Origin of the sequence: Brevibacillus fluminis (assembly GCF_003710825.1) — a bacterium.
GTDB lineage: Bacteria > Bacillota > Bacilli > Brevibacillales > Brevibacillaceae > Brevibacillus_D > Brevibacillus_D fluminis.
Genome location: NZ_RHHQ01000021.1, coordinates 37,711 through 59,368, shown reverse-complemented (window position 1 = coordinate 59,368; position 21,658 = coordinate 37,711). Strand labels below are relative to the sequence as shown.

The window sequence follows — 21,658 nt, the reverse complement described above, 5'->3', positions numbered from 1 at the left end:
CCATTCTTGTTTTTGGCGAGGAATTGGTGGCATGCCTTGCTTGATCTGCATGCCACCGTCCGCTATCTACTCTTTGAGCAGCATATTGCTGATAACGACGCGCTGTATTTCGTTCGTACCTTCGTAAATTTGCGTAATTTTGGCATCGCGCATGAAGCGCTCGACCGGATAATCACGCGTATAGCCGTAGCCGCCAAACACTTGCACCGCTTCGGTCGTAACTTCCATCGCTGTGTCGCCGGCGAACACTTTGGAAATCGCCGAAGCTTTGCCGTAAGGGAGTCCTTGATCTTCCAGCCATGCCGCTTGGTAGGTCAGCAGGCGGGCCGCTTCGATCTTGGTCGCCATGTCAGCCAGCTTGAACTGGATGGCTTGCAGCGCACTGATCGGTTTGCCGAACTGCACGCGTTCCTTGGCGTAGTTGAGCGCGGCCTCATAAGCGCCTTGCGCAATCCCTAATGCTTGGGCAGCGATTCCGTTGCGGCCGCCATCAAGTGTCATCATGGCGATCTTGAAGCCGTGGCCTTCTTCGCCGAGCAAGTTTTCTTTCGGCACACGCACATTGTCAAAGTGAACTGCCAGTGTTAAGGAAGAACGAATCCCGAGCTTCTTCTCCTTTTTCCCCATCGTGAACCCGGGCATGCCTTTCTCCACGATGAAGGCGCTGACGCCTTTATGCTTCGCTGCCGGATCGGTAACGGCGAATACAATGTACGTTTCTGCTTCTCCAGCATTGGTGATGAAGATTTTGCTGCCGTTTAAAATGTATTCGTCTCCGTCCTTCACCGCTGTGGTACGCATTCCTGCGGAGTCAGAACCGGAGCCCGGCTCTGTCAGACAGTACGCGCCCATCTTTTTGCCTTCCGCCAGTGGGCGCAGGAATTTTTGCTTCTGCTCCTCGGTACCGAACTTGTAGATCGGCCAGCTTGCCAGCGAGACGTGAGCCGAAAGCGTGACCCCGATCGATGCGTCGACGCGGGACAGCTCTTCTACGGCAATGACATAGCTTTGGTAGTCAGCGCCTGCACCGCCGTACTCCTCCGGCCATGGAATGCCGGTCAAGCCCAGCTCCGCCATTTGCTCAAAAATGTCGCGGTCGAACCGCTCTTCCTCATCGCGCTCTGTCGCAGTCGGCGCCACTTGGTTTTCCGAGAATTCCCGAACCATTTTGCGAATCATTTCTTGCTCTTCTGTTAAACGAAAATCCATGCCGGTCTCCCCCTCATGTATCCATTTGTGTTAGGAAAGCAGATGCTTTGCAATTACGAGACGCTGTATTTCGTTGGTTCCTTCATAAATTTGGGTGACCTTGGCATCGCGGAACAGCCGCTCCACCGGATATTCCCGGGTATAGCCGTAGCCGCCGTAAACCTGCACCGCTTCCGTCGCTGTTTTCATCGCTGTGTCAGAAGCAAACCGCTTGGCCATGGCCGCTTCCCGTCCGCACGGCAGGCCCTCGCTTTGCAACCAGGCTGCGCGATAGACTAACAAGCGCGCGGCTTCGACCTCTGTTGCCATGTCAGCCAGCTTGAAGCCGATTGCCTGATGGGATGCGATCGGTTTGCCGAATTGCTTCCGCTCTTTCGCATAGCTGTTCGCCAGCTCGAAAGCTGCCTCTGCGATTCCAAGTGCTTGCGCCGCGATCCCGATACGCCCTCGGTCCAGGTTGGCCAGTGCAATTTTGAATCCTTCGCCTTCTTCTCCCAAACGATTGGCAGCAGGAACACGAGCCTGATCAAAGATCAATTCCGTCGTGCTGGAACCGGATAGCCCCATTTTCTTTTCCTTTTTGCCGATCGAAAAACCTGGTGTTTCTTTTTCTACGATAAAGGCGGAGATTCCTTTCGTTCCGGCAGACGGGTCGGTAACGGCAAACGTAATGTAGATGTCAGCCTCACCACCGTTGGTAATAAACACCTTACTGCCGTTTAAAACGTACTCATCTCCCTGCCGGACGGCTGATGTACGGATTCTGCTCGCATCCGAACCCGCCCCAGGCTCTGTCAAAGCGAAAGCGCCGAGAAACTGACCGGAAGCCAGTTTGGGGAGGTACGTCCGCTTCTGCTCGTCCGTGCCGAAATACAGAATCGGGTTGGTTCCTACCGATGTATGAACCGATAGAATGACCCCGACAGTCGCGCTCACTTTGGAGATTTCATGAATAGCGAGAATGTATGAGGTGAAATCGGCCCCGACTCCTCCCCATTCTTCCGGAACCGGTATGCCCATCAAACCGGCTTCTCCCATTTTCTTGATCAGATGGCGTGGGAACTGTTCAGTTTCCTCCATCGTCGCGACAAAAGGCGCAATCTCTTTTCTGGCAAAATCCTGAACCATTTTGCGCATCATCAATTGTTCTTCGGTCATGTGCAGATTCATCGCTGCCCTACCCCTCCAAGCTTTTTCTTCCGTTCATTTTGATTCGCTGACCAGCCTATTGGTATGAATAGAAACCACGGCCTGTTTTGCGGCCTAACCATCCTGCTTTCACATATTTTCGCAACAGAGGGCACGGTCTGTATTTCGAATCGCCCAATCCCTCATGCAGCACTTCCATGATATAAAGACATGTGTCCAAACCGATGAAATCAGCCAAAGTCAGTGGGCCCATCGGATGGTTCATCCCCATCTTCATGATGTCATCGATCGCCTCAGGCGTCGCGACACCCTCGTACACGCAGTAGATCGCTTCATTGATCATTGGCATCAAGATCCTGTTGGAGATGAAGCCAGGGAAATCATTGACCGTGACCGGTACCTTGCCCATTTTTCTGGAAAGGTCCTCAACAAGCTGGTACACCTCGTCCGCCGTTTGCAGGCCGCGAATGACCTCGACCAGCTTCATCACAGGCACCGGGTTCATGAAATGCATGCCGATGACTTTTTCCGGGCGCTTGGTGATCGCCGCGATCTCAGTAATTGGCAAGGAAGAGGTGTTGCTCGCCAGCACGGTATGCGGCGGGCATACTTCATCAAGCGTCTTGAAAATCTCGGTCTTGACAGCCATATTTTCTGTCACGGCTTCGACGACGAAATCGGCCGCCGCGCCGTTTGCCAAATCGGTTGACAAGCGAATGCGCGATAATGTAGCCGCTTTATCCTCTTCGTTCAATTTGCCCTTCTCCACATTGCGTGTCAGGTTTTTGGTGATCGTGGCGAGCCCGCGTTCCACGAATTCCTGTTTGACATCGTGCAGGATTACATCAAGTCCTGCCTGCGCGGCTACTTGTGCGATACCGCTGCCCATCTGGCCAGCACCGATTACCATGAATGTTTGTACGTTCATTTGATTACGCCCCCTCTACCTGTAAAAGAATCGCATCTCCTTGTGCTGCCCCGCTGCAAATCGCTGCGATACCGAGTCCGCCGCCCCTACGTCGCAATTCATAAATCAAGCTCATCACGATGCGGGCTCCGCTGGCCCCGATCGGATGACCGAGCGCAATCGCACCGCCGTTCACGTTCACTTTATTTTCATCCCAACCGACGATCTGCCCGCTCGTCAGTACGACAGCGGCAAACGCTTCGTTCACCTCGAACAGATCGATCTGCTCCAGCGACACGCCGGTTTTTGCCAAAAGCTTCTGAATCGCCAAACCTGGCGTCGTTGCGATATAAGGCGCCTCTGCCCCTGCCTGGGCGTGGCCGAGGATCGTTGCCAACGGTTTTACACCAAGCTCGGACGCTTTGCTGTCCGACATGAGCACCATCGCTGCCGCACCGTCGTTGATACCCGGTGCGTTGCCTGCTGTAATCGTCCCATCTTTTTTATAAACAGGGGGAAGCTTGGCGAGTCCTTCCGGCGTCGTTTCCGGGCGCGGCGCCTCATCCGTGCTGACCAGCAACGGATCGCCTTTTCGCTGCAGTACCGGTACCGGCACGATCTCCTCCGCCAGTTTGCCGGACGCGATCGCCTGCGCTGTACGCTGCTGGCTTATGTACGCCCAGCGGTCCTGCTCTTCGCGGGTGATGCCGTACTCTGCGGCAACATTGCTGCCGTGAACCGCCATCGGCACCGAGTCAAACGGGCACGTCAAGCCATCGTGCATCATCAGGTCCGTCACGGCTGAGTCTCCCATTCGCAGACCATAACGTGCCTGCGGCAGTGCATACGGCGCATTGCTCATGCTTTCCATTCCGCCAGCCACGACGATTTGGGCATCGCCTGCGCGGATAATCTGGTCCGCCATGGTGACTGCGCGCATTCCGGATGCACACACTTTGTTGATCGTTTCAGAGGCTACGTCCCACGCCAATCCCGCTTTGCGAGCCGCTTGCCGGGATGGAATTTGGCCTGCTCCTGCTTGAACGACCATCCCCATGATGACTTCCTCTACCTGATCACCAGCCACACTAGCGCGATTCAGCGCTTCTTTGATCGTGATCGCCCCTAAGTCGACTGCAGGAATATCTTTCAAAGAACCGCCCAATTTGCCGATCGGTGTGCGCGCCGCGCCGACAATTACCGTTTTCATCTCGCTTCCACTCCCCTCACAGATTGCTTGCCGTTTAAAAGTAAAAACATTCCGTATACAATGCTATATTATACCATCTGATTGATCGCTCGCTCAATTAGGTTGAGAAAGCAGGGGAAGCGAAATCTCGCTTCCCTCACCTGCCTATTTGCTATGAATCCCGCTTACAGTGCTTCCGCCAAAATTTCCGCGATGTCTTTCGTTTTCACCTGGTCTTCGGCTTCCTTCATTTTGACGCCATCGTTCATCATAGTCAGGCAATATGGGCACGCACTCGCGATGGCTGTCGGGTTCACTTCAAGAGCCTGTTCGGTTCGCGCCACATTGACGCGCGTTCCTTCGTGCTCCTCCATCCACATCAAGCCGCCGCCTGCGCCGCAGCACATGCTGTCGCAACCACTGCGCTTCATCTCCAAAATTTCCACACCCGGGATCGCTTCTAAAATTTCGCGCGGCTTATCATAAATTTCGTTGTAGCGGCCGAGATAGCATGAGTCATGATAGGTGATCCGCTCTTTCACCTCTTTTGTCGGCTTCAGGCGCCCTTCTTTGACCCACTGTGCCAACAATTCAGAGTGGTGGTACACTTCTGCATTGAGGCCGAATTCCGGATATTCGTTTTTAAACGTATTGAACGCATGCGGATCGCACGTGACGATCTTTTTCACATCATATGCTTCAAACAGGGCAACGTTTTCCTGGGCGAGCTGCTGGAACAAAAATTCATTCCCGATCCGGCGCGCCGTGTCACCCGAGTTCTTCTCCTCATTGCCGAGAATCGCGAACTTGATGCCCGCCTCATGCATCAGCTTGATAAACGCATGCGAGATTTTCATGCTACGGTTGTCATACGATCCCATCGAGCCGACCCAGAACAAGTACTCGAACTCATCGGTTTCTTTCACGGTTGGGACCTCATATTGGCCTTGCAGACCTTCGATCCATTTCATCCGGTCTTTTCGGTTAATCCCCCAAGGATTTCCCTGGCGCTCGATATTGTTCAGCGCGCGCTGTGCTTCCTGTGGCATGCTGCCTTCTGTCATTACAAGATAGCGGCGCAGATCGATGATTTTGTCGACGTGCTCATTCATAACCGGGCATTGGTCCTCGCAATTGCGGCAGGTCGTGCACGCCCACAGCTCTTGTTCGGTGATGACATCTCCGATCAGATTGACTTCATAGGCAGCTCCCTGTTTTTCCGGCGCTTCCGCTGTTGCCGCTGCTTCAGTTGCCTGGAAAGCCAGTTTGTTTGCCGCTGCATCAGGAAAAGCAAAGCTCGGCATCCACGGAGTGCGTGATGTAACTGCGGCCCCTTTTTCCGTCAGATGGTCGCGCATTTTGACGATCAGATCCATCGGCGACAGCATTTTGCCTGTTCCCGATGCCGGGCACATGCTCGTGCAGCGCCCGCACTCCACACAGGCGTACAGGTCGATCAGCTGCACTTGTGTGAAATCCTCAATTTTTCCGACACCGAACACTTCCTGCGTCTCATCCTCGAAATTGATCGTGGAGAGCTTTCCAGGCGGGTCGAGCTTTTTGAACCAAACATTGAACGCTGCAAAAATAACGTGCGCATGCTTGGACTGTGGAACATATACGGCGAACGCGAGCAAAACGATCAAGTGCATCCACCAGAACACATAAAACAATGCGGCTGCTGCCGTTTTGCCGATGCCTGCGAACGCCAGGGCAATCAGCGAGGAAATCGGTGCAAAGCCGGAAGCTTCATGACCGAGCCAAACTTGCTCAAATGCAAGAGACAGCAAAACCGAAGCCATCAAACTGGAGAGAAAAATCAAAACCAGTCCCGATTTCAGACCGCGCTTCAAACGCTTCAGCTTCTCGATATATCGGCGGTAGTAAGCAAAAGCTACTGCCAGCAAAATCAGGAAGGACGTGATCTCCTGCATCAAGCTGAAGTACTTGTGAGCGCTGCCAAAAGGAAGCTCAAAACCCGTAACCAGCCCTTTGATGATCAGTTCCAATGCGCCGAACTGCAGGATGATGAAGCCGTAAAACATCACGACGTGCATGACGCCGCTCTTTTTGTCTTTCAGGAGCTTTTTCTGGAACACGACGTTTTCCAGGATCAGATTCAACCTTGTGGAAAAATCGTCCTTCACGTTGCTTTTCTTGCCAAGCTTGATAAACAAGTAACGACTGTACACGACGTGGGCAAATAGATAGAGCCCATAAGCTAAAACCAGAAAGAACGCAATTAGATTCAATAAAGGCAAAAAATCCACGGCCTCCCACTCCCCCTGCTTTTTTTCTCTATATTATCAAAAAACTCAAAATAAATGAATGACTATTCATTCAAATGAATACGCCCTATAGAAGGTTGCATCAGACTGAGCGCTCGCTCATTTATCACTATAACACATGGCCCCCGATTTGTCATAGCATTGATTTGCTTGCGAAAAATTGTCTACGCACCTCCACTTGCTTCCTTAAGAGAAAACCGCCCTGCACGATTTCACAGGGCGGTAGCCAGATCAGTTTACACTTTTAGGTATTGGAAACTTCTTTATGATCTTTCTTGTCTTTTTGCTCCGTACGAACATCTGCCAGCGATTTTACCTTAGTCGCCTTGATACGCTTGTTGCGTTTCAATTCGGTTGGCTCCAGGTTGTTACCTTCATCGCGCATCAGCGCATGGATCCCTACATGAGTGCCTTTTGCTGATTGGCAATATTCGCAGTTCTCTTCATCATGCGCATGATAGTGCTTCGGTTCCGGATACGAGGTGATAACACCCTCGAAGTTGCGGAGAACGGTTTTCTCGGACGATTGCGAGATAATGTAGTTTGGCATGACCGGGATTTTACCGCCGCCGTGCGGTGCGTCCACCACGAAGGTTGGCACTGCATAGCCAGAGGTATGGCCGCGAAGTGCTTCGATGATTTCGATCCCTTTGCTTACAGGTGCGCGGAAGTGGCCGATACCCTCGGACAGGTCGCACTGATAGATATAGTATGGACGCACGCGGATTTTGACCAGCTCGTGCACCAATTTTTTCATGGTGTTCGCGCAATCGTTGATGCCAGCCAAGATAACCGCTTGGTTGCCCAATGGCACACCGGCATTCGCCAGCATTTCGCAAGCGCGCGTGGATTCTTCTGTGATTTCTTTTGGATGGTTAAAGTGCGTATTGAGCCATACCGGATGGTACTTTTTCAAGATTTCGCACAGGTTTTCCGTGATGCGTTGTGGGAATACGACAGGTGCACGAGTACCGATACGGATGATTTCCACGTGCGGGATTGCGCGCAGGTTGCTCAGGATGTACTCCAGTACGCGGTCATTGATCAGGAGTCCGTCACCACCGGAAATCAGCACGTCGCGGATCTCAGGCGTATTGCGGATGTAATCGATACAGGCATCCAGCTGTTTCTTAGGTACGCCCATTCCGATTTGGCCGGAGAAACGGCGGCGTGTGCAATAGCGGCAGTACATCGAGCACTGGTTGGTTACCAAAAAGAGCACGCGGTCTGGATAACGGTGAGTCAAGCCAGGAACCGGCGAATCTTCGTCTTCATGAAGCGGGTCTTCCATGTCGTATTTGGTGCGGACCATTTCCTGCGAAAGCGGGACGGACTGCATGCGAACAGGATCAGTTGGATCATCCTTATCCATCAGCAACGCGTAGTATGGTGTAATATTTAATGGGATCGTCTGGTTGGAAATACGGACGCCCTCTTCTTCTTCTGGGGTGAGATTAACTACCTTTTTCAAATCATCTACAGTTTTAACGGTGTGTGTCAGTTGCCACATCCAGTCATTCCACTGTTCGTCGGTGACATCCTTCCACAATTCCACTTCACGCCAATCACGCATTTTTACTGCCATGTTTGCCATCTCCCCTCGATCGTAGCGATTTTTCTTCATTGTCGCTCTACGCCAAATAAAGAGATGCAAAAGCCATGCCAACGTAATCTAAAAATTCGAAACACTGCTGTAATGCGGTTTTTCACGATCGGTCATGAATTCGCTTACAAAGATTGTGCCGGATTTCCGGCACCCCTCAATGACGTAGCCCGCCCAAGTTCGCCAATTTATACTGGAGAGTCTGTCTCGGGATCCCCAATAGTTTGGCCGCCTGCAAAATGTTGCCGCCCGTCGAGCTCATCGCTTTTTCGATCAGCACGGATTCTGTTTTGCGCAGCACCTCTGGCAGCTTCCACGCCCCATCTTCTTGCGGCGGCAGTGGCAATGCAATCTGCTCCATGCCTTCTTTATGCGAGTCGAGACTGGTGCGCTCCCATAAATGGGCTGGGATGTGCTCAGCCGCAATGATCGTGCCGTCGACCATGTTCATCGCCGCTTCGATCACATGCTCCAGCTCCCGCACATTGCCAGGCCAGCCATACGAATGGAATCGTTTCTGCACAGCGGTATCGATCCCTTGCACCTGCATGCCGAAACGCCGGTTGTATTTTTCGATAAAATGGCCGGCGAGCAAGTCGATATCTTCCCGACGCTCCCGCAATGGCGGCAGCTCAAGCGATACGACATTGAGCCGGTAGAACAAGTCAGCCCGCATTGCGCCTTTTTTGACCGACTCAAGCGGCGGTTCGTTCACGGCTGCAATCACCCGGACGTCCACCTGCACCGAGCGTTCGCTGCCGATTCGCCTGATATGTCCATCCTGAAGCACGCGCAACAGCTTGGCCTGCAGCTCCAGCGGCATGCTGTTCAGCTCGTCGAGAAAAAGCGTGCCACCATTCGCCAATTCAAACAATCCCGGTCGGTCGTCTGCTCCCGTAAAGCTTCCCTTGGTTGTACCGAATAGAATGCTTTCCAAAAGAGAAGCCGGGAGCGCCGCACAGTTTTGCGCGATAAATGGGCGCCCGCTGCGGCCTGATGCTTGGTGGATTGATTGAACGAACAGCTCTTTCCCCGTTCCTGTTTCGCCGTAGACCAGCACGGGCGATGAAGTCCGGGCCGCCCGTTTTCCCCGCTCGATCAGCTTATGCATGGGCTCGCTGCCCGTAATGATGTCCTCGAAATGATAGATGAGGCCATCGGCTTCCGACTGTTTTGTCCGCTTCGGCTTTGCAATCTGGGCCTGCAGATCGATGAGGCGCTCGGACAACTCCCTCAGCTTGCGTATGTCTTTGGCTACCTCAACCGCGCCCACCAGCCGTTTCCCGACTCGCACAGGCAATGTCGTATTGATCGTTTCCACGCGTACTCCACGCCAGTTTGTGTAGGTTTGCGGCTGATTGAGGATCGGCTGGCCGTTTTCAATGACGCGCAAGAGCGTGCTCGTTTGCTGATCCAGTGAGGGAAATACGTCGAGAAGGGGCTTTCCGAGAACCTCTTCCTGTGTGAGACCATCTAGGGAGGCAGCCACATGGTTATAAAAAATCGTGATGCCGCTCGCATCTACGACATGAATCCCTTCATCGATCGTCCCCAAAATCGCTTGGAGCATCTCCACTGTTTCCGACATCGGCATGCTGTCATTCCTCCTCTTCCATGCTGCCAACATTTTGTCACATATGCCGAATATCCGGCGCTATTGATGTTTGTACTTCTGGTAGGCCAGATAAACGATGTAGAGAAGGTGTCCCACTCCCCATACGAGAAAACCCGTTATCGTCAACGGTTGTTCACTCAACAGGCTGAACGGAAAATAAAGCAATAAAAACACACCAAACCAGATCGCCAAATAGCGAATTGGCGAACGTTCCGCTTTGCGTGGATAAAAGACCAGCAATGCGACTGCAACAACAATGGAAATAATCAGATGAATGATCAGTTCCACAATCGACGGTAGCCCGGCCAATTGAGGCACATAGCTGACATCGATCAAAACCTGGAACGCATTGGTTGCAAACAAGGAATCACACAAGGCGAGAAAAGCGGCTAAAATCATTCCGGATGCTAAGCCATTGATCAGATAGAACATGACCATCGAATGGGGCACCTCCTTCATTTCTATTCCTTATTCCCTTTTCACTTTTCATACCAAGCAAATGACAGCTGGAGGTCGTATTCCCCAGTTTCCTGTCCGTTCATCCACAAGCGGTACTGGATGCGGACGCTTGCAGGGCGCGCGTTTTCTTGCTCGATGTGCAGGCTTTTCGTTCCCGTCTCCATCGCAAAGCTCATATAAGGGCTCTGATAGATGCTTTGGTTCTGCTCGCCCGCTTTGAAAACCTGCTTCATCTGTACACCGCCCTGCCGCAGCAAGGTCACGTCGTCCTCGCTAATCTTGATGACGGTTTGTACGGATACCCCTTCATCCAGCTGCTCTTTATAGGAGAAAAACCAGCCGCCTGCTTTTTTCACGCCGATGCCGGCATATTCGTATTGCGATTTCTCTTTTTGTCCGTCAAGTTTGTGGATCGTGGTAAGTCGAATAGCTACGTTTTCTTTCATTTTTGCTTCAGCTGCCTCACTTTTTTCGTTCTTCCTTTGATTGTAACGAAATCAACCCGTGAAAAAAAGCTCAGCTTTGCTCAGCAATCGCCGATGTGTCCTCTTGATTGGTAGAAACCTGCTGGGATACCTTCCGCATCGATGCCATAATCCCAATACCCGCAACCAGTAGCAAAATGCCCAGAATGAGGTATCCCGTCGCCGCTCCGGTCAGATCCAGCATCCACGTGAACAACCCGATCAAGAGCAGCCGCATGAGCATGCCAAGCGAATTCATAAAGCTCAGCACTCGCCCCATCAAATGCTTCGGCACCGCAAGCATATAAACCGATTGGCGAATCAGCCGGGTCGCCGCGTTGCTCCAGCCGACAAACGTAGCGAGGATGATGTACGCCCAGCCGGTCGGAATGGCAACAATCAGAAAATAAATGAGCGCAAAGAAAAATACCATTCCTACCATCGATGCATACTCACCCAGCCTGCGCGCGATCGACATGATCAAAAATCCCGCCGCCACTGCGCCGACCGCATAGGTCAAGTCGCTCAAAGAATATACGAGAACATCAGCCCTCAACGTCTGGTTAACGAATACCGGAGCTAGCAAGTTGCCTGCCATAACCGATATGAACGGAAGCTGCGCGGTGATCCCGAAGAGTAGGAAACCCCTTCTCTCCCGGATGAATTCCCAGCTTTGCGAAAATTGCGTAAACCAAGAAACGCCTGCGTTGGACGAGGCCTGTTTGGCGAGCGTAAACGTGTACTCCATCCGCACCAATTGCAGGTATGCGAACAAATATGTCAGCGCATTGAATATCAGGACGTAATGCAGACCCAATTTACTCAAAATGATCCCGGCAAATCCTCCTGCCAGCATGCTAGCAGTCTGGGATTCAATTTCGAGCAAACTATTGATGTCATTATAATGCTTCGACGCGAAGCCTTCCTGAACCAATGCCGACTGGGCCGGATAATGCACCTGGAAGATCAGGCCGGTCATCATATAGATGAGGATCAGCATCCATTCGCCAAACGGAGCAAAAAATCCCCAGACGCCAAGTATGATCAGTACAGCAAAGCCGAAGATGTTTTCAATCAGCAAGATATTTTTCCGTGAAAACCGATCGATCAGCGTCCCCAAATACGGGCCAACAAAAAACATCAGCACGGCCGAAATCAGCATCGTAGAGCCTAACAGCTGGGCTGAACCCGTTGTTTCCACCAAGTACCAGGATATCCCGATCATGCTCATCCCCTGGCCGAATCCGGAAAACAAATTGGCAAAAAACAGCTTGCGAAAATTGCGGTTGCCGAATACCTCTTTCACGGTAATTCCCCCATCCAAAAAGTTCCTGCAACTATGATAGTTGAAAAATAATACTTTGTAAACATAAATGTTTATAAAGTTTCAAGAGATTCTCCAATAGGGAAGCAAAGGATCGCGAGACTGTTTCTGACGGAATCAATGTAGCTTCACATGGCCAAAAAAGAGAGCCCTTTTTACAGGACTCTCTAGCAGTTTGATCACTTGTCTGCGTGTTGGTTAAAGGTATTAAGAACCGTTCGCGCTAAAATTTCGATACCATCAAGCAGCGCTTCTTTTTCAAACGTCATGTGCGGATGATGCAGCCCAGGTGCCAGCCCGCAGCCCAGCCCGAGCATCGTCGCCCGTAGCTGAGGACGTTCTTTGGTGTAATAGTGGAAATCTTCAGCGCCAGGCGTCAGAATCGGCGGTTCGAGCTTTTCTGCCCCCAACGCTTCGATAATCGCTTCAGCCATGATCTTCCGCGCTTCTTCATTCACCTCTGCCGCGTATACCATCTCGGTGATTTCGTAAGACAAGTCTGTCTCGTATAAGCGGCCCACATGTTGCAAAATGTGCTCAACCTTGGCGACCAAAGCTTCGATGATTTCATTCGTCTGCGCCCGCAAATCCAAGTGGAATTGCGCGGAGCCGGGAATGATGTTACTGCTTTTACTGCCAGCGGAAAGCTGGGTCATTTTTACTGAGTAGGGCACAAGCGGATCTAAGTGAATACCTTTGAGCTGCTCGACGATCGTGGCTGCCACCTCGATGGCATTGACACCGAGATGCGGGCGCGCGCCGTGAGCATCGCCCCCTTTGATTTGCCCGAAAATGGTGCCCCCCGCACCGTGCATGATGGCAGAAGCTGCTGTGCCGTGGGGAATTTCCTGCACCGGACGCAAATGGACCCCGTACAAGAAATCAATGTCGTCGACTACTTGCTTCTTTACCATCGCAAGGGCCCCACTCCCGCTTTCTTCTGCCGGCTGGAAAATGAGCTTGAGTCGTCCCGGCAGCTTGACACCCTGTGCCTGCAAAACCATCAGGACACCCAACGCCATTGTCATGTGGGCATCGTGTCCGCATGAGTGATTGGCTTGAAAAACACCGTCCACCTCTTGCCAGAGGGCATCCATGTCTGCGCGTACCCCGACCGTCAGCTTCCCCGGTGTCAAATCGCCCCATTCGGCTACGACGCCGGTCACATCGTCAAAGGTCGTGACACGACACTGATGCTTCTCCAACAAGTCCGCGATGAAAGCGGTCGTCTTCTCCTCTTGCCAGCTCACTTCCGGATTTTGATGCAGATGCTCATAGAGGGAAAAAATAGCTGGCTTCAATTGCTCGATCGTTGTGCGCATCATTCGTACCTCCATCGGTTTGTCATTCGATTAGAAAACCTGGCTACGCCATGCTTTTTGGCGGAGCCGCGGTTGCACTTATACTGGATAAGAATTTTATAAATTCTTATCTGTATAAAGCGAAGAGCTACGCCAAAAATCTTGACGCAGCCTGTTTTATAAAGCCAATTCGCTAGGAAATGCCGATCGTCACAGCCACAATTAAAGCGACGGCGGCGATCAATGCCCACCCCAGCAACAGCTTCCAAATAAACTTGACCCATTTTTCATAAGGTATGCCCGCAACTGCCAGATAGCCCATCAACGCAGAGGACGTTGGGATAATGGAGTTGGTCACGGCATCGCCATACTGGAAAGCAAGCACGGCCACTTGACGCTGAATGCCCAACAAGTCTGAAATCGGCACCATGATCGGCATGGTTGTGGCCGCTTGTCCACTTCCGGACGATATGAAGAGGTTCAGCACCGCTTGAATCAGGAACATCGCCAGCACATTGATCGCATCCGGCAAATGGCCGATTGCGGAAGTGAGGACGCTGATCATCGTGTCGATGATTTTACCGTCTTCGAGCACGACGGTAATCGCGCGGGCAAAACCAACGATCAAGGCGCCGAATGTAACCGCTTTAGCGCCGGAAACGAATGAATCAAACAAGGTATTGACCGACAAGCCGCCGGCGAGGCCCGCGATCAGCCCCATGACCAGGAAGGAAGCTGTAAGCTCGGTCAGAAACCATTCGTACTTGAAGACGCCGTATACGTTGAACGCCATGCCGCAGATCATGACCAAAAAGACAAGCTTGTGGCGAATATTCAAATCCGGGATATCCACGTCCACTTTTTCGGCGCTTTCTTGTTTTTCAATCGCATAAATCACGCTTTTTGTCGGATCTGCTTTGACGCGGTTCGCATACCGCATGACATACCAAATCGCAAAAGCCAGGACACAGACATAAACGACAGCGCGGAAGCCCAGCCCGGAGAATAGTGGCAATTGCGCAAGCGACTGCGCGACGCCAACCGTGAACGGATTGATCATTCCGCCCATGAAGCCTGCCGCCGCCCCCATCGTAATCATTGCAGTTCCGGTAACGGCATCGAATCCCATGGCGCGTGCCAGCGCAATCCCGATCGGCACGAAAATGATACTTTCTTCCGCCATCCCCATCGTGAAACCACCGATGGAAAAGAGGAACATGGATGCCGGGATCAGTAGCTTCTCCCTGCCCTCCAAATGCCGGACCCCTTTGTTGATTCCGGCCTCAATCGCTCCAGTTTGACGGATGATTCCGAAAACACCGCTGACGATGAAGATGTAGAAAATGATTTGAGACCCTTTTTGCATCCCTTCTGGAATCGCTTTAAACATGTCGAAAAATCCGACTGGACTGCTCTCTACTGCATGATAGCTTCCATTTACGACGATGGTCTTGCCGGAGGCTGCGTCTTTGACACGCTCAAACTCGCCAGTAGGGAGAACATAAGAGGCCAGTGCCGCCAAAATAATAATGATAAAGAGGATGGCGTACGTATGTGGCACAGAAAAACGCTTCTTGGCAGGTAGAGCTTGTCTGGATGAATGTTGTGTTGCCATGAGGTCACCTCGCTTTTTTCACCTTATTAAAGCAAGGTTTGTGCCAACTGTCGAAATTTCGCGAAAAAACGCGTAATTACAAGGTTTTTTGCTTTATGGCCATCGTTGACGGACAACGTTTAGGGATCATTAATAGGTTTTTGCGCAACCTAATACAGCCTAATAAGTACTAAATTCGTCCGCCTTTTTGCAATGTCTCGATACCCGCCCTCGTAATGGTTGTGCCTTGCCGTGTCGTACCCGAACGAACCAAACCAACCAGCTCTAGCTGTTTAAGCTTGTGACGTATCGCACTTTCCGTCCAACCGATTGATCGCAAAGCTGGCAAACGCGCCAACTGATAGCGTCCCAGCGGCTTGTTGGCTTGATACAAACAGTAGAGGATATCCAAATCCCGTTCCTCTTCCATCGTCTCGACTACTGTAGCCTTCTGCTTATGAGCTAGACGATCCGTCAAACGCTTAGGCAAATCGCTGCTTCCGATAATAGGCTGCTCGCTTACCGTGACGGCGTAATCGACGACGTTTTTCAGCTCGCGGATGTTGCCACGCCAATCATGGCGGAAAAACAACTCAAGCACTTCTTTCGACCACGTCTTACGAATCCCTTGCTGCATCAGATGGTTCTCGATCAAAAGCGGAATATCCGTTACCCTTTCACGCAAGGCAGGTATGTGAATCGGCAAAACAGCCAATCGATAAAACAAGTCCTCCCGGAATTCGCCTCGCTCCACAGCCTCTTCTAAATTGCGGTTAGTCGCCGCTACAACACGGCAATCTACCGCGAGAACCCCTGTCCCGCCAACGCGAATCACCTGCTTTTCCTGAAGGACGCGCAGCAGCTTCACCTGGATGGCGGGCGAAATGTCACCGACCTCGTCGAGGAAAATCGTGCCGCCTTCAGCCTGCTCAAACAAGCCGGGCTTCCCCCCTTTGCGCGCACCTGTAAAAGCCCCGTCTTCATACCCAAATAACTCGCTTTCCAGCAAGTTCTCCGGTAAGGATGCACAGTTGATCGCGACAAAAGGTCCGTTTTTACGCAGCGAGTGCTGGTGGATAGCATGAGCGAACAGCTCTTTTCCCGTTCCATTTTCCCCTGTCAGCAAAATGGTCTGGTTGTTTTTCGCCATCTTTTTGCTAAGTTCGATCGCTTCCTTCAGCGGCTGACTTTCGCCCTTGATGTCGGAAAAAGAATAGGTCGCGGTATGACCGCGCAAAGCGAGCTGAGTTCGTAGACGCTGGATTTCCGTAACGTCCTTCAACGTGCAGACAAAACCCAAAGGTTCGTATTTGCGTCGGATGATCTGGCCGCTCAAGATGAATTGCTTTTGCTCGATGGTGACAAGCATGTCCTCTTGATCCACTTGTTCAAAAAAAGGCTCCAGCAGCCCATGTTCCTTCAGCAACGTGTATGGCCTACCGACAATCGCCGATTCGTGCGGGCAAAAAAGCTCAACCGCCACGTCGTTAATGAACGTGATCACACCTTGCTCATTGCAGGCGATAACCGGATCTTTGACGGCCTGGAACGTGGATTGAAGCTGGCTGTTCAGCTTTTGGACCTCCGCGTAGGAGGTGCCGAGCATTTTCGCCAATTCGGACATTTCCACGATGAACGCGGACAAGTATTCTCGTTCACGCTCGATCGGTACGCCTACCTTGCGCCCGACATCGATCAAATCATGGATATTGATCTTTCGGAATCCCAGGTCGATTACTTCCACATCCGAGGGAAGCGGCACATCCGAATTGCCCATGATGATGACGTACTTGAATTGGAGTACGTCAAACGTACTGCCAGGGTAAAACGGAATATAATGCAAATGGTCAACATTCGCCTCGAGTAAATTTTGAATGACTTCCTGCGCAGAGACTGGCGTATTGTTCATGACCGGCACGGTGGTGCCTGGAGGTATTTGCATCAATGCCTTCATTTTGCGTAGCTCAAAGAAACGATTCAATACCGTGATCGCGGCCTCAGGAGCTCCAACTTTGCGGGCAGCGGTATATAACTCCGGTAATTTGGTCGTGAGGAAAATATGGGAGACGTTGCTCAAATCAGGAATGGTCGCGTGGCTGGCATAGCCGACCACCCGGCAATACGGCTCAAAATACGCCCGCAGCTCCTTCAACAAAAATTCCAATGTATCCAAGCCTTTTGCTATCACGACAATGGTGTTTTCCATGATGCACCGCCTTTGCGAAAAACAGTTGATACCATGATAGCATAACGATAGTCCCCCATCCGTCGTTTTCATTGGGGATGATGAAACAAAAAAATGCTCGAGGATTATTCCCCGAGCATTTTCTTATAAAGCACACCGCTTTTCTTTTCGAAAACGGCCTTTATTTAACGAATCCGAGAATCAGTTCGCGCACCATTTTGGATGCGACGATCTGTGTCATTTCACTGCTGTCATAAACCGGAGCCACTTCCACCAGATCGCAGCCAATCACGTTTGCGCCGTTTTGCGCCATGAAATGGATGGTATCCAGCAGTTCGCGGGACGTGATGCCGCCCGCTTCAGTCGTTCCCGTACCAGGCGCTGCGGATGGATCAAGCACATCGATGTCGATCGTCAAGTAGATCGGACGGTTGCCGATTGTCGGCAGGACTTGCTTCACCGGCTCCAGCACATCGTATTTGTAGAGGTGCATGTTTTCCTTAGCCCACTCAAATTCTTCCTTCATCCCGCTGCGGATACCGAAGGAATAGACATTTTTGCCACCGATCAGGTTGCACGCTTTCTTGATCGGCGTGGAGTGCGAGTACGGATACCCCTCATAGCTGTCGCGCAGGTCGGTATGCGCATCAAAGTGGAAGATCACCAGGTCTTTGTATTTTTCATACACAGCCTGAATGACTGGCCATGTGACCAGATGCTCCCCACCTAAACCGATCGGCATTTTGCCATCAGCAAGCACTTGGCTTACAAAAGAACGGATTGCATCGATGCTACCTTCCACGTTACCGAATGGCAGTGGAATGTCGCCAGCATCAAAATATTTCACTTCTTCCAGAAGACGATCCAAATACGGGCTGTATTCTTCCAGACCGATCGATACTTCACGAATGCGGGCAGGGCCGAAACGGGAGCCCGGACGGAAGCTGACGGTCCAGTCCATCGGCATTCCGTAGATTACTGCTTGGCTTTCTTCATAGTTGGCATGACTGCGAATAAATACGTTGCCAGAGTATGCTTCATCAAAACGCATGTAGTGGTTTCCTCCTATTCGCGAGTCAGATCAGCTACGAATTTCGGCAGCTTGAAGACGGAGTGATGGATGTCAGCCGAGTAGTATTTCGTATCCAGATCTTTGATTTTGCTTGCATCCACTTCCAACGGATCATGTTTTTTGGAAGCAATGGTGAAGCTCCACAGGCCGGATGGGTAAGTTGGAATGCTCACTGTGTACAGACGCGTGATTGGGAAGATCGATTTCAGATCTTTGAACACACGGCTGATCAGTTCTTTGTGGAACCAAGGAGATTCGGTTTGCGCAACCAGGATGCCATCAGGTTTGAGTGCGTCGTAGATGCCTTGGTAGAAACCTTTTTCGAACAAGCCGACTGCCGGTCCAACCGGGTCAGTGGAGTCAACCATGATCACATCGTATTCGCCTTTGTGATCGTGGATATGCTTGATGCCGTCGATGACTTGAACATCAACACGCGGATTGCCAGTCAATTCGCAAGCGATTTGTGGGAAGTAGGTTTTGCTGTGCTCGATTACGCCGCCGTCGATTTCAGCCAAAACTGCTTTTTCGACAGAAGCATGTTTCACGATCTCACGGATCGCTCCGCCGTCGCCACCGCCTACTACCAGAACTTTTTTCGGGTTTGGATGGGTGTTGAGTGCAACATGCGTGATCATTTCATGGTACACGAACTCATCCAGATCGGTTGTCATAACACAGCCGTCAAGCACCAGCATGCGTCCGAATTGGTTTGTTTGAATAATATCAAGTTGCTGAAATTCAGTTTGCTCACTATATAATGTCTCGCTGATCTTGGCCGTAATGCCAAAGTCCTCTGTTTGCTTTTCGGTATACCACAATTCCATTTTCATACAACACCAAACCTCCTTTAGATAAAAACCAAACATTCTTTGATGGTTTTGCCCGGAACTTTAGGGTTTTTGGGTTTCTTCACATCAAATTGAATTATAGTGGCTACCATCCAAATTGCAAGTAAATTTTCTGCGTACAGAAACCGCGAAGCCATACGTCTCCCGAGCCTGTCAGAAGTGATCGGACAAGTATAACAATTGCTAGTTTTACCCATACTGCTATGTAAAAGGTTTTCGGCTTAGTATGTCCGTTATGCGAGCAACCCACGCATGACCCAAAAAATGATCCCATCCACATCGAGAGGGGGAAAACGACCTATGGAGGTTATTCGCGAGTCCTCGTTAATCCGCATGCTCCGCCGAGTGAAACGGCTGATCAAGCTGGGGATTTTTCTGGTTTTGTGCGCCTCTTTTGTCTTATTGCTGTTTATTCTCTATCTTCGCTCACAACCGCTACCTGCGGCCACAATCAACCAAACGACAACCATTTACGCCCAAGGTGGTGAAGTGCTCGATACGCTCCACCAAGGAGAGAATCGGGTGGTCGTGCCTTTGTCCAAAATCGCCCCATCCCTGGTGCAAGCCACGATCGCCATCGAAGACAAAGGTTTTTACGAACATTACGGCTTCGACCTCAAGCGTCTTGCAAAAGTCGCCTACATCAACGTCACCAGCATGGACAAAGTTCAGGGCGCGAGTACGATCACGCAGCAGCTTGCTCGCAATCTGTATTTGACCATGGATAAAACGTGGGAACGAAAAATCAAGGAAGCGATCCTCGCTGCACAGCTGGAGCTGAACTACAGCAAGGAAGAAATTCTTGAGATGTACATGAACCAGATTTATTACGGAGAATCCGCATACGGAGCGCAAGCCGCTGCCCAAACGTATTTTGGCAAAAATGCCGACAAGCTGACGCTGGCAGAAAGCGCTGCGATGGCGGGCTTCCCAAAAGGTCCATCGATTTATAATCCATACAAACACATGGACAAAGTCAAAACGCGGCAAAAACTGATCCTGCAAGCCATGCAGGCAGATGGCGTCATCACCGCTGAACAGGCAGAAGCCGCTTACCATGAGAATCTGGTGTTCCGCGACAAAGGCTCCCAGCGGCAGGTCCTGAGTGCACCTTATTTCCGCGATTACATCGCCGAATTGGTAAAAAGCAAATACGGGATTGATGAAGATCAATTTCTACATGGCGGCTTGAAAATTTACACGACCCTAGATTACAACATGCAGAAAAAAGCTGAGGAATCGTTCGCCAAGCATTTGCCGAAAGAAAATGCCGACCTGCAAGCAGCCCTTCTTTCCGTAGAACCCTCTACCGGTAAAATCAAAGCGTATGTCGGCGGTCGTGACTATGCAAAAAGCCAGTATGACAGAGTGTTCAGCCTGCGGCAGCCCGGCTCTTCGTTCAAACCGATTCTGTATTTAGCTGCTTTGCAAAACGGGTTCACACCGCTGACCTTGATGAAAAGCGAACCGACCGTATTCAAGTATGACAACGGCAAAGAGTACATTCCGAGCAATTTTGGCGATCATTATGCCAATGCTTTTATTCCCATGCAGCAAGCAATCGCAACGTCAGACAATATTTATGCGGTGAAAACCATTGAGCAGATCACCCCGCAAAAAGTCGTCGACGAGGCTCGCCTGTTGGGGATTACAAGCCCTTTGCAAGCTGTTCCTTCACTAGCTTTGGGCACATCGCCCGTCTCTCCATTTGAGATGACAGGTGCCTATACCGTGTTGGCGAATAACGGTGAAAAGATTCCGTTGACGGCCATCACCAAAATTGAAGACAACCAAGGAACGGTGCTGGTCGAAGAGACTGCGGCCAAGACCCCAATCGTCGATCCTGCTTCCACATTTATTTTGACGCACATGATGCAGAGTGTATTTGAACAGCAAGGCACCGCTTATCGTGTCGCCAACATGTTAAATCGGCCGGTTGCCGGGAAAACCGGTTCAACAGATTATGATTCCTGGCTTGTCGGCTTTTCGCCGCAGCTGGTTACAACGGTCTGGGTCGGGTACGATGAAGGAAAAAAAATTGATCCGATTAAGGACGCCCGCGTAGCCGCTCCGATCTGGGCGGATTACATGGAAAGCGCCTTAAAGGAGCAACCACCTGCCCTCTTTGATATACCCGCTAGGGTCACTTCGGTTTACGTGGACATGGAAACAGGCAAACTCGCTACCGAGCATTGCCCGGCACCAAAACTGGTGTACTTTGCACTCGGATCAGAACCACAAGATTATTGCACAGACCATTTGCCCAACCCGAATGAAAAGCCGAAACCGATTAAGCCCCCGGAAGGAACATCGGTATGGCAGCGCGTCAGAGGTTTGTGGTCTCCCTAATCATTGTTGGATAAGCATTTAGCTAAGCCATTGATTGTAAAAAACCGTCAGCAGATCGAGCTGACGGTTTTATTTTTTTGCAGTAATTTGGCTTGAATC

At 51.2% G+C, this 21,658-nt stretch carries 16 protein-coding genes; 1 reads left to right on the top strand and 15 read right to left on the bottom strand.

Annotated elements, in window-relative coordinates; all coding sequences use genetic code 11:
• Positions 1-66 precede the first annotated feature (66 nt).
• From EDM56_RS24405 to speE, 15 genes are all read right to left on the bottom strand, one after another.
• Positions 67-1,209 carry an acyl-CoA dehydrogenase gene (locus tag EDM56_RS24405; protein ID WP_122920544.1) on the bottom strand — a complete coding sequence of 381 codons (1,143 nt, stop codon included), beginning with the start codon at positions 1,207-1,209 and terminating at the stop codon, positions 67-69.
• Between the two features lie 30 nt (positions 1,210-1,239).
• On the bottom strand, positions 1,240-2,379 hold the full coding sequence (locus EDM56_RS24400; RefSeq protein WP_122920543.1) for an acyl-CoA dehydrogenase: 1,140 nt from the start codon (positions 2,377-2,379) through the stop codon (positions 1,240-1,242).
• 55 nt (positions 2,380-2,434) lie between these two features.
• Positions 2,435-3,286: a 3-hydroxybutyryl-CoA dehydrogenase gene (locus EDM56_RS24395; RefSeq protein WP_122920542.1), complete on the bottom strand. Its 852-nt coding sequence runs from the start codon at positions 3,284-3,286 to the stop codon at positions 2,435-2,437.
• A 4-nt stretch (positions 3,287-3,290) separates the two neighbouring features.
• Positions 3,291-4,475, bottom strand: a complete 1,185-nt coding sequence (locus tag EDM56_RS24390) for an acetyl-CoA C-acetyltransferase (RefSeq protein WP_122920541.1) — start codon at positions 4,473-4,475, stop codon at positions 3,291-3,293.
• Between the two features lie 164 nt (positions 4,476-4,639).
• Complete coding sequence (locus tag EDM56_RS24385; protein WP_122920540.1) at positions 4,640-6,724, bottom strand: heterodisulfide reductase-related iron-sulfur binding cluster; 2,085 nt, start codon at positions 6,722-6,724, stop codon at positions 4,640-4,642.
• A 262-nt stretch (positions 6,725-6,986) separates the two neighbouring features.
• The gene (gene kamA, locus EDM56_RS24380; protein WP_122920539.1) at positions 6,987-8,327 is read right to left on the bottom strand and encodes a lysine 2,3-aminomutase; all 1,341 of its coding nucleotides are present in this window, start codon (positions 8,325-8,327) and stop codon (positions 6,987-6,989) included.
• 175 nt (positions 8,328-8,502) lie between these two features.
• On the bottom strand, positions 8,503-9,939 hold the full coding sequence (locus tag EDM56_RS24375) for a sigma-54 interaction domain-containing protein (protein WP_122920538.1): 1,437 nt from the start codon (positions 9,937-9,939) through the stop codon (positions 8,503-8,505).
• A 60-nt stretch (positions 9,940-9,999) separates the two neighbouring features.
• Positions 10,000-10,398, bottom strand: a complete 399-nt coding sequence (locus EDM56_RS24370; RefSeq protein ID WP_246009521.1) for a hypothetical protein — start codon at positions 10,396-10,398, stop codon at positions 10,000-10,002.
• 41 nt (positions 10,399-10,439) lie between these two features.
• The gene (locus EDM56_RS24365; protein WP_122920537.1) at positions 10,440-10,865 is read right to left on the bottom strand and encodes a YwiB family protein; all 426 of its coding nucleotides are present in this window, start codon (positions 10,863-10,865) and stop codon (positions 10,440-10,442) included.
• Positions 10,866-10,935: 70 nt separating this feature from the next.
• On the bottom strand, positions 10,936-12,189 hold the full coding sequence (locus tag EDM56_RS24360) for an MFS transporter (RefSeq protein ID WP_122920536.1): 1,254 nt from the start codon (positions 12,187-12,189) through the stop codon (positions 10,936-10,938).
• Positions 12,190-12,386: 197 nt separating this feature from the next.
• On the bottom strand, positions 12,387-13,529 hold the full coding sequence (locus EDM56_RS24355; protein ID WP_122920535.1) for a M20 peptidase aminoacylase family protein: 1,143 nt from the start codon (positions 13,527-13,529) through the stop codon (positions 12,387-12,389).
• A gap of 172 nt (positions 13,530-13,701) precedes the next feature.
• Positions 13,702-15,123 carry a YfcC family protein gene (locus EDM56_RS24350; protein WP_122920534.1) on the bottom strand — a complete coding sequence of 474 codons (1,422 nt, stop codon included), beginning with the start codon at positions 15,121-15,123 and terminating at the stop codon, positions 13,702-13,704.
• 169 nt (positions 15,124-15,292) lie between these two features.
• Positions 15,293-17,308 (bottom strand): sigma-54 interaction domain-containing protein, encoded by a 2,016-nt coding sequence (locus EDM56_RS24345; protein WP_122920533.1) that lies wholly within the window; start codon positions 17,306-17,308, stop codon positions 15,293-15,295.
• A gap of 160 nt (positions 17,309-17,468) precedes the next feature.
• Positions 17,469-18,338, bottom strand: a complete 870-nt coding sequence (gene speB, locus EDM56_RS24340) for an agmatinase (protein ID WP_122920532.1) — start codon at positions 18,336-18,338, stop codon at positions 17,469-17,471.
• Between the two features lie 14 nt (positions 18,339-18,352).
• Positions 18,353-19,186 carry a polyamine aminopropyltransferase gene (gene speE / locus EDM56_RS24335; protein ID WP_122920622.1) on the bottom strand — a complete coding sequence of 278 codons (834 nt, stop codon included), beginning with the start codon at positions 19,184-19,186 and terminating at the stop codon, positions 18,353-18,355.
• 324 nt (positions 19,187-19,510) lie between these two features.
• On the opposite strand from speE, the gene EDM56_RS24330 reads away from it, so the two are divergent.
• Positions 19,511-21,559, top strand: coding sequence for a transglycosylase domain-containing protein (locus EDM56_RS24330; RefSeq protein ID WP_122920531.1), 2,049 nt, complete (start codon positions 19,511-19,513; stop codon positions 21,557-21,559).
• Positions 21,560-21,658 lie beyond the last annotated feature (99 nt).

Excerpts from the sequence above, each read along its gene's own strand:
- EDM56_RS24405 (WP_122920544.1), bottom strand. The coding sequence starts at position 1,209 with ATGGATTTTCGTTTAACAGAAGAGCAAGAAATGATTCGCAAAATGGTT.
- EDM56_RS24400 (WP_122920543.1), bottom strand. The coding sequence starts at position 2,379 with ATGAATCTGCACATGACCGAAGAACAATTGATGATGCGCAAAATGGTT.
- EDM56_RS24395 (WP_122920542.1), bottom strand. The coding sequence starts at position 3,286 with ATGAACGTACAAACATTCATGGTAATCGGTGCTGGCCAGATGGGCAGC.
- EDM56_RS24390 (WP_122920541.1), bottom strand. The coding sequence starts at position 4,475 with ATGAAAACGGTAATTGTCGGCGCGGCGCGCACACCGATCGGCAAATTG.
- kamA (WP_122920539.1), bottom strand. The coding sequence starts at position 8,327 with ATGGCAGTAAAAATGCGTGATTGGCGTGAAGTGGAATTGTGGAAGGAT.
- EDM56_RS24375 (WP_122920538.1), bottom strand. The coding sequence starts at position 9,939 with ATGCCGATGTCGGAAACAGTGGAGATGCTCCAAGCGATTTTGGGGACG.
- EDM56_RS24370 (WP_246009521.1), bottom strand. The coding sequence starts at position 10,398 with ATGGTCATGTTCTATCTGATCAATGGCTTAGCATCCGGAATGATTTTA.
- EDM56_RS24365 (WP_122920537.1), bottom strand. The coding sequence starts at position 10,865 with ATGAAAGAAAACGTAGCTATTCGACTTACCACGATCCACAAACTTGAC.
- EDM56_RS24355 (WP_122920535.1), bottom strand. The coding sequence starts at position 13,529 with ATGCGCACAACGATCGAGCAATTGAAGCCAGCTATTTTTTCCCTCTAT.
- EDM56_RS24350 (WP_122920534.1), bottom strand. The coding sequence starts at position 15,123 with ATGGCAACACAACATTCATCCAGACAAGCTCTACCTGCCAAGAAGCGT.
- EDM56_RS24345 (WP_122920533.1), bottom strand. The coding sequence starts at position 17,308 with ATGGAAAACACCATTGTCGTGATAGCAAAAGGCTTGGATACATTGGAA.
- speB (WP_122920532.1), bottom strand. The coding sequence starts at position 18,338 with ATGCGTTTTGATGAAGCATACTCTGGCAACGTATTTATTCGCAGTCAT.
- speE (WP_122920622.1), bottom strand. The coding sequence starts at position 19,186 with ATGGAATTGTGGTATACCGAAAAGCAAACAGAGGACTTTGGCATTACG.
- EDM56_RS24330 (WP_122920531.1), top strand. The coding sequence starts at position 19,511 with ATGGAGGTTATTCGCGAGTCCTCGTTAATCCGCATGCTCCGCCGAGTG.